The sequence below is a fragment of the Nocardioides sp. 503 genome (genome assembly GCF_004522095.1).
Taxonomy (GTDB): Bacteria; Actinomycetota; Actinomycetes; order Propionibacteriales; family Nocardioidaceae; genus Nocardioides.
In genome coordinates this window covers 65,551-80,516 of sequence record NZ_SPUI01000011.1, presented here as the reverse complement: position 1 = coordinate 80,516, position 14,966 = coordinate 65,551, and the positions used below count along the sequence as shown (strand labels likewise).

The following is a 14,966-nucleotide window of genomic DNA, read 5'->3' as shown; positions in this document are numbered from 1 at the left end:
TCTCTGACAGGTGCGGCTGAGGCGATCTGCCCGCCGCGGAGCAGACGACTCGCGTGGGACGCGAGCAGGGATCGGGAGTAGCAGTGGGGGCAGTGGGAGTGGGTCGGTCGCGCCGTGCGCTGATGTGGGCGCTGGTGGCAGTGGTGGTCTCGATGACCGGGCTGGCGCCCGGCGCCGCGGTCGCGGCGCCGGACGAGCAGCCGTCGGTGAGTCAGGACGGGACCCCGACGCCGGGGCCCGCCGGCGAGACGGCGGCGCCTGACGCGGACGACGCGTCCGGGGACGCCGAGCCGCAGGACGCGCCGTCGGGCACGCCGCAGGCGCCCGACACCCAGGCGCCCGACACGCAGGCGCCGAACGAGGACGACGACCAGGACGACGCCCGCGCCGACGAGCCTCGCGCCGGACCGGCGGCCGCGGCCGCGGCCGCCCAGTCGGTGGTGGGCATCGCCAAGGAGACCAGCCTGGACGGCGCTCCGGCCGTGCCCGGCAGCGAGTTCACCTACATCCTGACCGCGCGGTGCTCGGGCCTGACGGCCGGCTGCATCAACCAGTCCGTCACCGACGTGCTGCCGGCCGGGCTGGACATGACCTCGCTGCCGCCGTCCACCTCGACGCGCGAGGTCACCTACGTGGCCGCCACCCGCACCCTGACCGTGCGGTTCATCGAGCCGCTGCAGGAGCCGGTCGGCGCCAAGGGCCTCAACGACGGCGCGACGCGCGTGCTGGAGATCGGCATGCGCGTCCCGGCCAACACGCCCGCTCCGGACGGCACCACGATCACCAACACCGCGACCACGGTCGCCGACAACGCCGACCAGGCCTCCGCCGCGGCCGACATCACCGTGTCGGTGCCGCGCGACGTGAAGCCCGTGGCCACCAAGACGTGGAACGACGGCTCGGCGGTCGCCGGGTCCGGCGAGGCCTCGCAGGTCGTCCTCGGCATCCGCAACGCCTCCTCCAGCTCGGTCACGGTCGACGAGCTGCGGGTCGGCGACGTCACGCCGGCGACGTACGAGCGCTTCGACCTGACGGGGGTGCAGGTCGAGCGCTTCCCCGCCGGCACCGACACCGCGCGGCTCCGGGTCTGCACCGCGGCGACGACGACGTGCGCCCCGGCCGACCAGGTCGCCGGTCCCGCGACCGGTGGGCCCGCGCCCGTGACCCTCGGCCTGCCGGCCGGCGTCGACCCCAAGGACGTCACCGGCTTCGTCGTGGTCTTCACCGACGCCGACGGCGAGGCCCTGCCGTTCGACTCCACCGGCGGCACCGTGCGCGCCGGGCTCGTCCTGCGCGACACCGTGCGCTCCACCGGTGCGCCGCTCGAGCCCACCCAGAAGCTCACGACCACCAACTGCGCGGTCCCCTCCGCCGTCGACGAGCTCGACGCGGTCACCTCGGGCCCCGCGGTCTGCGACACCTACGACGTCCTGCCGAGCACGGTGCTCATCGACGCCTCCAAGGACTACGTCGCCGACACCGACGGCGACTTCTCCCGGGAGAACGGCGAGTACGCCGTCGTCGGCGAGAGCTCACCGGTGAGCGCGACCGTCCGCGTCCAGAACAAGTCGGCCTTCCCGCTGCAGGAGGTCCGGGTGGTCGAGCCCGACGCCGGGGCGCCGATGGGCGAGTTCGCCAAGCTCGACGTCACCAAGGTCCGGCTGCGGTTCCCCTCGGGCGCGACCTCGGCGCACCTGGTCGTGACCTACGCCGACGGCAGCGCCGACCTGGTCACCGACCGCACGGCCGGCGCGACCATCGACGTCGCCCGCGCCGGCACCCGCCCCTCGCGGATCGAGGTCGTCTACACCGGCGTCGACGGCGGCGGGCAGCCCTCGATCGCGATCGACGCGACGGCGTACCTCGACCTGCACGGCACCCTCAACTCCGCGGTGACCGCGCAGGACCTGGCCAACGGCACGTCCCCGGGCGTCGTCAACTGCGCGCAGTACACCGCCAAGGCGACGACCTCCAACAGCACCGGCACGACGTCGGGCAGCGCCTGCAAGTCGCTGGCCGTCGAGAGCCCGCGCTCGTCGGGCACCGGCGTCAAGACCGTGAGCCAGACCCAGCTGCCGCCCGGCCAGCCGGTCGACTTCGGCATCACGCTGCGCAACAACGGAAACGTGCCGCTGGTCGACGCGGTGCTCTCCGACCCGGTCACCGACGCCGACGGCACCCCGCGCGCGGCGGGCAACCCGTTCGCGATCGTGCGGATCGTCTCGGCCACCGTCCGCAAGGACACGGGCGTGCCGGCCGTGGCGCTCGAGCTGTTCGACCCCGCGGCCGCCGGCGGAGCCGGCGCCTGGGTGGCGTACGCCGCCGGGGACGCCGCGCTGCTGACCCGCGCGACCGGCGTGCGCGCGGTCGTGGACGGCGAGCTCGCCCCGACCAAGGCGGTCTTCCTCGACCTGGTGACGATGCGCCGCGACGGCGTGCCCGACGGCGTGACGCTGTCCAACTGCTTCGCCGCCGGCGCCGCCGGCTGGAGCGGTGACCCCGTCTGCTCGCCCGGCATGGAGTCCGCCCCTGCCGCCTCCGCTGCCGCGATCAACAAGAGCATCGCGCCCGGCCGGCTCGTCGCCCCGATCCCCGGGGTGCCGCGGCAGACCGCGCAGGTGCGGCTCACCATCGCCAACACCGGCAACATGAGCGCCCGCCAGCTGCAGCTGACCGACGAGGACCGCGACTTCTTCGACGCCGCCGACTTCGGCAAGGTCGCCTCGGTGCAGTTCCCGCTGGCCTCCGACCGGGTGCGCATCGACGCCTTCGACGGGACGAGCTGGGTCACCGGCGCGCTCGTCGCCAAGGGCGCCTCGGCCTTCCCGCTCCCGGCGGGGATCGCCGCCGGCGACGTGCAGGGCATCCGGGCGACGTTCACCTCCGCGAGCGGCGGCTACGACATCCGCCCGTGCGAGGGGGCGCCGACCCCGGCCAGCTGCACGGCGGTCGTGGTCCTCGACGTGCACCCGCGCGAGGCGCTGCGCTCCGACCCGAGCAAGCCGATTCCGGACGACCTCGAGAACACCCTCGTGGGCGGCTACGAGACCCGCCTGCAGACCCCGGGCACGATGAACCCGGTGGCTCCGGTCACCGCCGACCTCGTGCTCGCCGAGGGCGACCCCGAGCTCGACGTGGACAAGACGCCCAACAGCGCGATCGTCCCGGGGGAGACCGCGCCGTTCCGGCTGACCGTCACCAACTCCGGAACCGCCGACCTGCCCGACCTGGTCGTGCGCGACCTGCTGCCGCCCGGCCTGTCGTTCGACGAGACCTTCGCCGGCAACGTGGGCTACCGCGTGGTCGACGTGCAGGTCCCGGCGGGCACGGCCCAGCCGCCCGCGCCCACCTTCACCACCACCACCGCGCCCGGCGGCCGGGTCACCGGCCTGCGCTGGGGCTTCGGCGACTGGGTGATGCGTCCCGGTGCGACGTTCACGATCGAGATCCAGGTCAAGCTGGCCCCGGGCGTGACCGAGGGCCAGGTCAACACCAACCTGATGGGCGCCATCTCGTCCGCGGACGACCTGGCCTGCGCGCCGGGCACCGGCACCCAGACCGACGGCGACCTCGGGGCCGGCACGTGGTGCACCGACACCGCGGCGGTCACCACCAAGGCCGGCGCGGCGTTCGAGGCGCGCAAGTGGGTGGCCGGCACCGACTCCCTGGGCTGGTTCGACAACCGGGCCGGCCGGGCCGTGCCCGTCGGCGCCGCGTCCTGCCCGTCGCTGACCGAGGCCGGGCGCACCTACACGGCGTTCCCGTGCATCGCGCTGGTCAACCCCGGCGACCGCTACGACTACCTGCTCCGCATGGTCAACTCCGGCACCGAGCCGGCCACGAACATGCGCATCATCGACCGGTTCCCGGTCCAGGGTGACAAGGGCGTCGTGCTCACCGGCACCGACCGTGGCACGCAGTGGGACCACCGGCCCACGCTCGCCACCGCGCCGGTGCTGATCGGCAGCGGCGCGCTCACGACGTCGTACGCCCACGCCGAGGCGGGGGTCTGCACCACCGACCTCTCCATGACCTCGTCCTGCGGCGCCGGCGCCTGGTCCGACCCGTTCGGCCCGGAGGCCGTCGCGGCGCAGATGCGCGTCGCGTGGGCGACGCCGCTGGCTCCGGGGCAGGGCGTGAGCATCGCGTTCTCGATGAACACCCCGCTGGACGTCGAGCGCGTCGCCGACCCCACCATCGCGTGGAACTCCTTCGGCCACGCCGAGACCACGCTGCGCGGCGGCGGCGCCACCCGGGTGCTGCCGCCCACCGAGCCGATCCAGGTGGGCGTCGCGCTCGCCTACGGCACGCTGCGGGTCGAGAAGGAGCTGCTGGCCAACCCCGGCGGCCTCCCGGTCGGAGACCGCGAGTTCGAGATGGCCTACGCCTGCACCATCGACCCGGTGGGCAACCCGGCGCAGACCGTCGCCGAGGGCACGCTGTCGGTGAAGCCGGGCGAGTCCGCGGACGTCACCGGCATCCCGGCCGGCGCGGAGTGCGAGGTGTGGGAGACCGAGGCCTTCGGAGGCGTCACCAACCACCCCGAGGACGACCCCGCGGTCGTCACCATCACCCCGCAGCTGGGCGCGGCGACCGACGCGACCGTCGTCACCGTCACCAACAGCTACCCGCTCGCGGCGCTGTCGATCACCAAGTCCGTCGAGGGTGACGCCGCCGCGTACGGCGACGACACGACGTACCCGGTCCAGGTGCTGTGCGCCATGGACGGGGTGACGGCGACCGGCTTCCCGGTCACCGTCGACCTCGTCGGAGACGACACCGAGAGCATCGACGCGCCGGTGGGCTCGACCTGCACGGCCACCGAGCTCGACGCCGGCGGCGCGACCACCACGACGGTGGCCCCCGCGGCCGGAGTCCTGATCACCGCGGGTGCGCCGGAGGCCCTCAGCCTGACCGTGACCAACACGTTCGAGGCGGGCAGCCTGCAGATCCTCAAGCGGCTCAGCGGTGCGGGCGCCTCCCTGCCCGACGGCCCGTTCGAGTACGACGTGGCCTGCACCTTCGAGGGCACGCCGATCGCGCCGGTGTCGGTGACGCTGGCCCGCAACGGCGACGCCCGCGAGCTGCTCGCCGACGTCCCGCTGGTCCTGCCGATCGGGGCCGAGTGCACGGTGACCGAGACCGACGACGGTGGGGCCGACGCCACGCCGCCGCCCGTGACGGTGACGATCGTCGAGAACGCCGACGACAACACCGTGCAGGCGACCTTCACCAACGAGTTCTCGGCCGGCACGGTCGCGCTCTCCAAGGTGCTGGCGGGGGCGGGTGCCACGGCGCCGTACGCGACCGACGCGGTCTTCACCGTCGATGTCACCTGCGCGCTGGACGACGCCACGCAGGTGCTGTTCTCCGACGCGGTGCGGATCCGCGGCGGCGAGCGGCTCGAGCTGAAGGACGCCCTGGGCGACCCGGTCCTGCTGCCGCTCGGCAGCCGGTGCTGGGGGGTCGAGAGCGACACCGGCGGCGCCACGTCGCACGCGGTCAACGCCGACTCCTTCGCCGACGCGCTGGTGGTCGTGAGCGGTGCTCCCGACGACCTGCAGACGATGGAGCTCTCGGCGACCAACACCTTCGACCTGTCGTCGCTGGTGCTGGACAAGGTCGTCGACGGCGCCGCGGCCGGCTACGCCGCCGGCCGGGAGTTCGCCGTCGAGGTCACGTGCGTGCTGCCGCAGGGAGCCGCGGCCACCCCGCTGCTCACGCGGGAGCCGCACACGATCCTCGCAGGCACGCCGCTCGTGATCGACGAGCTGCCGGTGGGCGCCGAGTGCTGGGCCGAGGAGACCGACACCGGTGGGGCCACCTCGACCGTCGTGGAGTTCGCCGGCCCGGCGCAGCCCGCCGTGGTGGCCGACCAGCCGCGTCACCTCACGGTCACCAACACCTTCGCCGCCGGCGAGCTGCGGGTGACCAAGCAGGTGGTCGGCGGCGGAGCGGGTCCCTACTCGTTCACGCTGGCCTGCGTGACCGACCAGGGCGACGTCGCGCTCGCGCCGGCGGACGCGAGCTTCCGGCTGCGGGCGGGGCAGACCCGCACGGTCAGCGTGCCGCTGGGCGCGGTCTGCACGGTCGAGGAGGCCGACGTCCCCGACGACGCGACGGTGACCTTCGAGGACTCCGACCGCACGGACGACGGGAAGGTCGAGGTCGACCCCGAGGCCTCGGTCACGGTCGTCAACTCCTTCCCGGACGGCGCGGGCGCGACCGAGGAGACCGACCAGGGCGGCGACGGGCTCCTGCCCTCGGCCGGTGGGCCGCAGCTCTGGCTGCTGCTCGTGGGCGTCCTCCTGTTGGCGGGCGGGACGACGCTGGTCGTGTCGTCGCGACGCCGCCGAGAGCCGTCGCAGGCCTGACGGCGGTGGGGGTCGCCTGTGGGCGGCCCCCGCCGTCTGCCCGCGTGGTCGAGCAGCGAGAGCGCCGGCGACGAGCGACCGTCGAGACCCCGTGGTGGAGGAGGGACGAAGTCCCGTCTCGACACCACCTCTTCGGCGGGGTTGGTGTGAGGCGACGGCTTCGCCGCGCCGCCCGCTGACAGCGCGGGCCCGATGGTTGGTCACCCACGTCGGCAGTTCGAGCCCCGGACGGACCCAGCCGCGCTCGACCAGGCTGGTGGGGCGACCAGCTGCCGACGCCAAGCGCGCGGCACCCCGTGCGCCCTCGGAGTCAGCCACAAGCGCGGGGCCGCCCGAGGACTGCCGACCAGCAAGCAGTCAGGCGGGACGAGTCAGCGCGCGGCGCCGGCGGCGAGCATCGAGCGCAGCTCGGCGATGACCTCGCGGCACGCCTCGCAGTCGAGCAGGTGCGCGCCGATGACGGCGGTCGGGCTCGCGTCCAGGCGGTCCCGGGCGAACGCCGGGAAGTCGGACCGCAGGGCGTCGCACGCCGGGTCCGCGCTGCGGCTGACGTGCAGGTCGAGGTAGGCGTCGCGCAGCCCCTGGCGGGCGCGGAAGGTCAGCGCGGCGACGGCGTTGGCGTTGAGGCCGAGCTCGTCGCCGACCTCGGCGAGCGGCCGGCCCTCGACGGTGGTCCACCACAGCGCGAGCTGCCAGCGCGAGGGCAGGGTGGAGAGCGCCCGGGCGAGCAGCTCGGAGTCGGTGCGCAGGCTGCTGTGGGGCTGGTCGCCCAGCGGTCCCTCGTCGTCGACCCCGAGGTCCTCGACCGCGTCGGTGGGCAGCAGGCGCGACTGGGCGCGGCCCACGTCGGCCGCGGCGCTCCGCACGGCGGTGATCAGGTAGGCCCGGAACGACACCCGGGGCCCCGCTCCGCGCGCGATCTGGTCCAGCACCTTGGTGAACGCCTCGGACACGACGTCGTCGACGTCGGAAGGGCGGCACAGGCGACGGGCGATGCCGAGCGCGACCGGCTGGTGGGCGTCGTACAGCTCGGCGACGGCGGCGTGGTCGCCGGCGCGGGCGCGGTCGATGAGGTCCCGCTCGTGGAGCCTGCGGGCGTCCTCGGTGGGAGCGTCGCCGACGGTCGTGGAGGGTGGGGCTGAGACGGCCGGGGCCCCCCGCCCCTTCGCCGTCCGCCGGATCCCCGGCAGCTGGCTCAACACGTGGCTATGCTACCGAGCGATCGGGTACCTGTCCGCCTCAGGGGCGGTGCCCGAGACAGCGGCATGCCGCAGGACACGAGGCGGTGGAGCATGGTCTGGACGTGGGTGGCCGACCGCCTCACGCGCTCCCGCACCGCGCCCGCGGCCTCCGCCCCGACCGCGACGTCGCCCGACCTGCGGGCGCACCTGCCGCTGCTGTGGCCCGACGGTCCCGGCGGACCGGTCGACGAGGACGCGCTGGCGGTCCTGGGCCGCGGCTACGCGCGCGCCGGCCGCAGCCTCCAGGACCTGCTCGCCGACCTCGACGTGCTCTGCTCCGTGGTCGGCATCGGCACCTCCAGCCGCATGATCGAGGCGTCCTCGGTGGCCTGGTCGGACGCCTTCCTGGACGGGGCCGCCGGGCACGTCCCCACCTCGGAGGTGGTCGCGCCCGGGCAGGACGCCGAGTCCCTGCGCGAGGTCGAACGGCTCCTGCGGCGCGCGGGCGACGGGTCGACGTGGGGACCGCTCGTCCCGGTCGGGCGCCTGCTGCTCGTCACCTGGCCCGGCGCGCAGACCGGTGACCCGCGCCCGTCGCCGGAGGAGCTCGCACGCGTGGTACGCGAGACCCGGCAGGTCTTCCCGCGCTCCGCCGTGGCCTCGCAGCCGTCCTACCCCCGCGTGGTGGCCGCCGTGGCCGACTCGCCCTCGCTGCCCGGTCGCGTCTCGACGCTCGCCGCGCGCTGCGCGGAGCTGGCCGCCGGGGTGCCGCCCACCGTCTCCCTCGCCGACGTGCCCGGCGACGCCGGCGGCGTCGACCGCCTGCTCCGGCCCGCGGGCTGAGCCCGTGAGTCCCGACGGCCGGCGGTCGCGGTGGCGCCGGTGGTCGAGCGCCGCCCGGGTCGCCACTCCCGGCTCCGCGGCGCAGCCGCCCGAGCCGCCGCTCGACGACGACCTCGTGCAGGACGTCGTCGCCATGACCCGCCAGGCCGCCGTCGACGGGCTGCCGCTGTCCGCCGTGCTCGAGGATCTGCGGCTGGTGCTCGACCTGGCCCCGGGCGCGGAGCTCCCCGCGCCGGTGCTGCGCGCCTGCGCGCTCGCATGGGCGTCGGTGCAGCAGGACCTCGCCGCCGGCGTGGCCGGCGACGTCGCGGTGCGGACGTGGCACGAGCTGGAGAGCCATCTGTGGGGCTCGGTCGGCCTGGGCGAGCACCCCGACCCGACCTGGCTCGTCGAGGTGCGCGCCGGTACGCCGCTCACGACCGAGGGCGCACCGTCGGTCCTCGCCTCGGTGCTCGGCCCCGCCGACCACCTGCGCGGCGCCGCCCAGCTGCTGGCGGCGTACCTCGACCGTCCCGGCGAGCACGTGAGCCTCCTGCGCCGCCCCGCGGGACAGGAGCCCGACCGGGTCCTGGCGCTGGTCGTGTCAGGCGCCGACGAGGACCGGCCCGAGCTGGCCCGCGCGCGGGTCCGGGCCCAGCCGATCGGGGGCGAGGGCGCCCTCGACGTCCGGGTGGTCGCACTGACCGGTCACCCCGAGGGGATGCTGGCCGCGCTGCGCGAGGCGGTCGGGCACCCGGCCTGAGCCTGGGGCCGTCCCCGGGCCGTCAGCGGCGCCACGCGCGCGTGAGCTCGGACAGCGCGTCGTCGACCAGGTCCGGCGCCGCCTCCACGGTCCCGCTGCGCGTCGCGAGGCGCACGCCGGCGCCCAGCACCTGATCCGACCAGGCGCGCAGGCTGCTCTCGGGCACGTCGCGCGCGACCAGCCCGAGGCGCAGCTCGCCGCACCGGCCGACCGCGATCGTCTCCAGGCGGTCCTCCCACGCGTCGGCCACCGTGCGGGCCGCGCGGCTGAGTGCGGCGGTGTCCTCCGCCTCCAGGACCAGCGCGGACGCCGGCACCGACCGACCCCCGTCGTACGACGCGGCGCTGGTGAGTGCCTGGTCGAAGGCCCGGGCCGACAGCACCCGCGTCGTGGGGTCGTACGCCGGCAGCCGGTTCATGACGGCGAGCCGCGCGGTGCGCGTCTGCTCCTCGGTGGCCTCACCGGCCGAGCGCCGGAGCAGGCAGACCCACCCCCGGGAGGGGGACCCGTGCGACGGGAGCCGCTGCACGTAGCCGCTGAACCGCACGCTGTCCTCGCCGGCCTCGAGCACCACCGTCAGCGTGTCCAGCCCGGCGAGGTCGGAGCCCAGCAGCACCTCGCCGCGGCTGCCGGCGACCGGCGGACCCTCGCCCCGCAGCGTGTAGAACAGCCGTGCGGGCGCGTTGAGGTCCACGAGCCGCTGGTCCTCGTCGAAGACGAACAGCAGGGCGCCGAGGTCGTCGATGAGGACGTCGGAGCTGGGACGCACGCGCAGGTCGTCGGCCGCGCGGACCGTCGCGACGGCCAGCACCGCGAGGAGGCCGGCCGCGACCACGTCCGTGACGTTCAGCAGGAACGCCTCCGCGACCAGGATCCCGACCGCCGAGGCCAGGACGCCCCGGGAGATGTGACGCACGGCCGGGGCGGGGTCGTTGGCGCGCTGGGCCACCCACACGGTGGCCACGACCAGCACACCGAAGGAGTAGACGGTGTTGAAGACGAACAGCGGGTCGCGGGAGTCCAGCCCCCAACCGATGCGCAGCGACAGCATTGCGGCGGGCACGCCCAGCCACATGGCGACCAGCGCGCGCGGCGGCTGCCAGCCGTAGCGCGAGAACGCGCCAGCCCAGATCAGGAAGGCCCCGCCGCAGAAGGCGATCACGGGCAGCCACAGGATCTGGTGCCACTCGTGCAGGCCCCCGTCCGCCTTGACCGACGCCACGGAGAGGGTCCAGACGACCGTGCCGGCCGAGGCCCACAGCAGGTGGCGCGTCGACCCGAGTGGCCGCTCCGTGCGCAGCCACAGGTAGGCGGTCGTGGCGGCCGCGACCACGGCCGCGACCACGTGCACCCACGTCACCACGGACACGGGCGTCATCGTTCCACAGGGCCGGCGCGAGAGCGGAGGTGGTCCGACTCGTGTGCGTCGCGTAAGGGATCCGCGTCCCGCGCGTCCCTGAAGGACACAGGAAGGACCCCGGCTCGGGCCGAGGCGACGCTGCGGCGCCCGCGCCGAGGAACGAGGGAGTGATGCCCACCGAGCCCGGACCCCCGGACGAGGAGGCGAGGTCGGCGCGCGAGGCGCTGGCGGCGCTGCTCCTGGACCGGCTCGTCCACGGCGCCGTCGCCGAGCTCGACGTGCCGCACGTCGTGATCTGCACCGAGGTCCCCGGCGGTGCCACCTCGTGCCGCGGCCCCTACCCGGACGCCCTCGCCGCGGCGACGGCCGCCGAGCGGCACCGGACCTCCCTGGGGGCGTGGGCCGGCGAGCAGACGTGGAGCGTCGCCGTGGCTCCCCTCCTCGCGCCGGGGCGCGACCCGTGGCTCGCAGGCGACGACGCGGAGCGCGCGGAGGGCGCGTAAGGAGGCGGCCGGTCGCGCGTCCGACTGGCATGACGGGGGCGATGCGCGACACGAGGACCGAGCCGGCCGGTCGGGGCCCGGCACCGAGCTCGGCGGGGGACCTGGACGACGCGGTGCTGCTCGACCGGCTGCGCCGGGGGGACGGCGCGGCGTGGGAGACGCTGTGGCAGCGGCACTACCCGTGGCTGCGCAGCTGGGCGGCGTCCACCCTGCGCAGCGACGAGGACGGTGAGGACGTCGCCTCGGAGACGATGCTGCGCACGCTGGTGCGCTTCACCGCCCACCCGGCGCCGGCCTCGTTGCGCGCCTACCTCAGGACCGCGGCGGGCAACCTGGTGGTGGACACCGTGCGCGGTCGCGTCCAGCGGCGCGAGATCGCGGAGCGCCAGGCCGGCGACGCCCGGATCGGCGGCGACGAGGCCTCGGACCTGCTGCCCGAGGAGCGGCGGGCGGTCGCCCGCGCGCTGCGGGAGATGCCGGACCGGCAGCGCTACGTCCTGGTGCGCCTCGTCGTCGACGGGCTGACCGTCTCGGAGGTGGCCGAGGAGATCGCGGTGACCCCGAACGCCGCGAGCCAGCTGGCCTTCCGGGCGCGCGGCACGCTGCGCCGGCTGCTGGGGAGCCTGCTGGCCGCCTGACCCACCCAGCCGCACCACCTGGGAGAAATCTTCTCCTTCCGGGCCGTAAGGGCCGGCCCTCATCTCCGTCTCCTGTCCGGGGGGCACGTCCCCGTCCGAGGCTCCCCTGTCCCGGGCGGGGGCGTCCCCGTGCCCCCGCCGTGGACGAGCAACGAGGTGACGCACGATGCAGGACGACGCGCAGCGCCCGGGGACGGGCCGGTCGGAGGCCCCGGCCGAGAGGCCGTCGACCCCGCACGACGGCGACCTGCCCCTCATCGAGCGGGTGCGGGCCGACGCCGACGACGCGGCCGTCGCCGAGCTCTACGGTCGTCACCGCGACGCCGCCCTCCGCCTGGCGCGCCACCTGTCCGACCCGGTGACGGCCGAGGACATCGTGGCTGAGGCGTTCGCCCGGGTGCTCCAGGCGCTGCGGGCCGGCAAGGGGCCTACGTCGGCGTTCCGGCCGTACTTCCTCACCGCCGTCCGCAACGCCTACGTCACCCACGTGCGCCAGGACAGCCGCCACGTGTGGACTCCCGACCACGCCGAGGCCGGGCTGGACCCGCTCGTGCCGGACACCACGGCGCAGAACGCGGACTCCCAGCTGCTGGCCACCGCGTTCTCCGCGCTGCCCGAGCGCTGGCAGGTGGTGCTGTGGCACACCGCCGTCGAGGGCGAGGACCACGAGACGGTCGGCCGGCTGCTCGGCGTCAAGGCGAACGCCGTCGCGGCGCTGAGCTTCCGCGCCCGCGAGGGGCTGCGCCGGGCCTACCTCGCCGCCCACGTCGCGGCCGTCCGTTCCGAGGAGTGCCGCCCCTTCGTCGACCAGCTCCCGGTCCACCTGCGCGGCGGCCTGGGCCGTCGGCGTCGCGAGCAGGTCGAGGAGCACCTGGAGTCCTGCCACGAGTGCACCGCCGCCTACCTCGAGCTCGGCGCCATCAACACCGGCCTCGGCGCCGTGCTGGCACCGGCCGTCCTTGGCTCGTCCGCGATCGGGTACGCCGCCACGTCGGTCCCCGGTGCGGCGCCGTCGGTGGCGCTCCTCCTCACCCGGCTGCGGGAGCTGGTCCGCCGGCCCGCCGGTGCCGCGGTGACCGCCCTGGTGCTGGTCACGGTGACGCTCGGCGCCACCTGGGCCGCCCAGCCGCTCCTCGGGGAGCGCAGTGCGAGCAGCTCGCCCACGACGGACCCGGGCGCCGGGGTCCCGAGCCCGTCGGACGCGGGGCTGCCGCCGGGGCCGTCGGCGTCGCCGTCCCCGACCCCGCCTCCCCGTGGCACGTCCACCGGTCCGTCGACCGCCGCGAGCCCGAGCAGCACGCCACCCACCGCCTCGACGACGCCCGGTCGACCGCCCACCTCGAGCCCCACGGCCGCCGAGGAGGAGCCGACACTGACGCTGCCGCCGTTCCCGCTGCCCACGACGCCCACGGCCCTGCCCTCGGTGCCGACCTCCATCCCGACGACCAGCCCGACCACCGGCCCCACCCCGGACCCGCCGACCACCGAGGACCTGGCGCTGAGCCAGGGCTACCACGCGTTCTACTCGCCCCACCACCACCTCGAGATGGCCGTCGAGGCGCGGCTGGACCCGACGACGGTGACGTTCCGCATCGCCGGCCTCACCGACGTGAGCGTCCACCAGGACCGCGACTTCGCCGGCACCACGTGCTCGTTCGCCGCCGCCGCGCCGGGCGAGCCGGGCACCGTCACGTGCGCGTTGGCCGCCGGGGCGGGCACCTTCGCCGTCGACGTCTGGGTCGACGGCCCGTTCGAGGCGAGCGCCCGGGTCTCGGCCGAGCACAACGTCGACCCCGATCCCACCAACGACGAGGTCGTCTTCTGAGGCCTGGGGCCTAGGTGCCGCAGTAGGTCGTGTAGTGGCCGAAGTCCTCGGGCGCCGGCTCGGCGTAGCGCTCCAGCCCCGGCCGCACGTCGTACGGCGCCGACAGCGCCTCCAGCAGCCGCTCGAGCGGGGCGAGGTCGCCGTCGGTGCCGGCGACGAGCGCCTCCTCGACCAGGTGGTTGCGGGCGAGGTAGACGGGGTTGACCCGGTCCATGGCGTCGCCGTCGGGCCCCAGAGCTCGCCACCTCTCGGCCCACGCGTCGAACGCGGCGAGGTCGAGCACCTGCCCGCGCGCCGGCTCGACGTCCCCGCGGGCGGCGGCGCCCAGGGCCCGGAAGAAGCCGGTGTGGTCGACGCGGCTGGACTTCATCAACTCGACCAGGTCTCCGAGGAGCGGGGTGACTACCTCGTCGGCGAGTCCCTCGGGCAGGCCGAGCTTGGCCTGCATGCCGCGCGTCCACGCGCCGGAGTACGCCGGCCGGAAGGTCCCCAGCGCCTCGACCGCGATCGCGACGGCCTGCTCCTGGTCGTCGTGCAGCAGCGGCAGGATCGCCTCGGCGAGGCGGGCGAGGTTCCACTCGGCGACGAGCGGCTGGTTGCCGTAGGCGTAGCGGCCGGTCTCGTCGATCGAGCTGAAGACCGTGGCCGGGTCGAAGGCCTCGAGGAACGCGCACGGCCCGTAGTCGATGGTCTCCCCGGAGATCGTCATGTTGTCGGTGTTCATCACGCCGTGCACGAAGCCGACCAGCATCCACTGCGCGACGAGCGACGCCTGGGCCGCGACGACGGACTCGAAGAACGCGAGGTACGGCGCCTCGGCCTGCGCCGCCGCCGGGTGGTGGCGCGCGATCGCGTGGCCGGCGAGGCGCCGCGTCAGCTCGACGTCGCCCTGCGCCGCGGCGTACTGGAAGCTGCCGACCCGCAGGTGGCTGCTCGCGACCCGGGCCAGCACCGCGCCGGGCAGCACGGTCTCGCGGCGTACTGCTCGGCCGGTCGCGACGACGGCGAGCGAGCGCGTGGTGGGGATGCCGAGCGCGTGCATGGCCTCGCTGACGACGTACTCGCGCAGCATCGGGCCGACCGCGGCGAGCCCGTCGCCGCCGCGGGCGAGCGGCGTGCGGCCCGAGCCCTTGAGGTGCAGGTCGCGCAGCGTCCCGTCGGGCGCCGTGAGCTCGCCGAGCAGGAGCGCGCGGCCGTCACCGAGGCGCGGGCTGAACCCGCCGAACTGGTGGCCGGCGTAGACCTGGGCCACGGGGTGCGCGCCGTCCGGCACGAGGTTGCCGACCAGCAGGCGGAGACCGTCGTCGCTGCGCAGCAAGTCCGGGTCGAGGCCGAGCTCGGCGGCCAGCGGCTCGTTGAGCGCGAGCAGTGTCGGGGACGGCGCCTCCTCGGCCTTCCAGTCCATGGCCAGCTCCGGGAGCTCGCGCGCGAATCGGTCGCCGAGGGCGAGGGTGCTTGCGGGGGCGATGCTCACCCCGTCCAGGGTACGTGGGCCCCGGG

9 protein-coding genes are annotated in these 14,966 nt (G+C 75.4%); 6 read left to right on the top strand and 3 right to left on the bottom strand.

Going from position 1 to position 14,966, the window contains the following annotated elements; translation table 11 throughout:
• Positions 1-92: 92 nt before the first annotated feature.
• A complete protein-coding gene (locus E4622_RS21680; RefSeq protein ID WP_134742316.1) occupies positions 93-6,374 on the top strand; it encodes a DUF5979 domain-containing protein in 6,282 nt (2,093 codons plus the stop codon).
• Positions 6,375-6,745: 371 nt separating this feature from the next.
• Here E4622_RS21680 and E4622_RS21675 read toward each other — a convergent pair whose 3' ends face one another.
• Positions 6,746-7,576 carry a sigma-70 family RNA polymerase sigma factor gene (locus E4622_RS21675; protein ID WP_134742315.1) on the bottom strand — a complete coding sequence of 277 codons (831 nt, stop codon included), beginning with the start codon at positions 7,574-7,576 and terminating at the stop codon, positions 6,746-6,748.
• 90 nt (positions 7,577-7,666) lie between these two features.
• Here E4622_RS21675 and E4622_RS21670 point away from each other — a divergent pair, with 90 nt between their 5' ends.
• Positions 7,667-8,398, top strand: a complete 732-nt coding sequence (locus E4622_RS21670) for a hypothetical protein (protein WP_134742314.1) — start codon at positions 7,667-7,669, stop codon at positions 8,396-8,398.
• A gap of 4 nt (positions 8,399-8,402) precedes the next feature.
• The gene (locus E4622_RS21665) at positions 8,403-9,140 is read left to right on the top strand and encodes a hypothetical protein (RefSeq protein WP_134742313.1); all 738 of its coding nucleotides are present in this window, start codon (positions 8,403-8,405) and stop codon (positions 9,138-9,140) included.
• Positions 9,141-9,162: 22 nt separating this feature from the next.
• Here E4622_RS21665 and E4622_RS21660 read toward each other — a convergent pair whose 3' ends face one another.
• Positions 9,163-10,509: a hypothetical protein gene (locus E4622_RS21660; RefSeq protein WP_134742312.1), complete on the bottom strand. Its 1,347-nt coding sequence runs from the start codon at positions 10,507-10,509 to the stop codon at positions 9,163-9,165.
• Positions 10,510-10,670: 161 nt separating this feature from the next.
• On the opposite strand from E4622_RS21660, the gene E4622_RS21655 reads away from it, so the two are divergent.
• The 3 genes from E4622_RS21655 (at position 10,671) to E4622_RS21645 (ending at position 13,466) form a co-directional block, all read left to right on the top strand.
• Positions 10,671-11,003, top strand: coding sequence for a hypothetical protein (locus E4622_RS21655; protein WP_134742311.1), 333 nt, complete (start codon positions 10,671-10,673; stop codon positions 11,001-11,003).
• 41 nt (positions 11,004-11,044) lie between these two features.
• Positions 11,045-11,641 carry a sigma-70 family RNA polymerase sigma factor gene (locus tag E4622_RS21650; protein WP_167736193.1) on the top strand — a complete coding sequence of 199 codons (597 nt, stop codon included), beginning with the start codon at positions 11,045-11,047 and terminating at the stop codon, positions 11,639-11,641.
• A 166-nt stretch (positions 11,642-11,807) separates the two neighbouring features.
• Complete coding sequence (locus tag E4622_RS21645) at positions 11,808-13,466, top strand: sigma-70 family RNA polymerase sigma factor (RefSeq protein ID WP_134742309.1); 1,659 nt, start codon at positions 11,808-11,810, stop codon at positions 13,464-13,466.
• Positions 13,467-13,476: 10 nt separating this feature from the next.
• Here E4622_RS21645 and E4622_RS21640 read toward each other — a convergent pair whose 3' ends face one another.
• The gene (locus E4622_RS21640; RefSeq protein ID WP_134742308.1) at positions 13,477-14,940 is read right to left on the bottom strand and encodes a protein adenylyltransferase SelO; all 1,464 of its coding nucleotides are present in this window, start codon (positions 14,938-14,940) and stop codon (positions 13,477-13,479) included.
• Between the last annotated feature and the right edge of the window lie 26 nt (positions 14,941-14,966).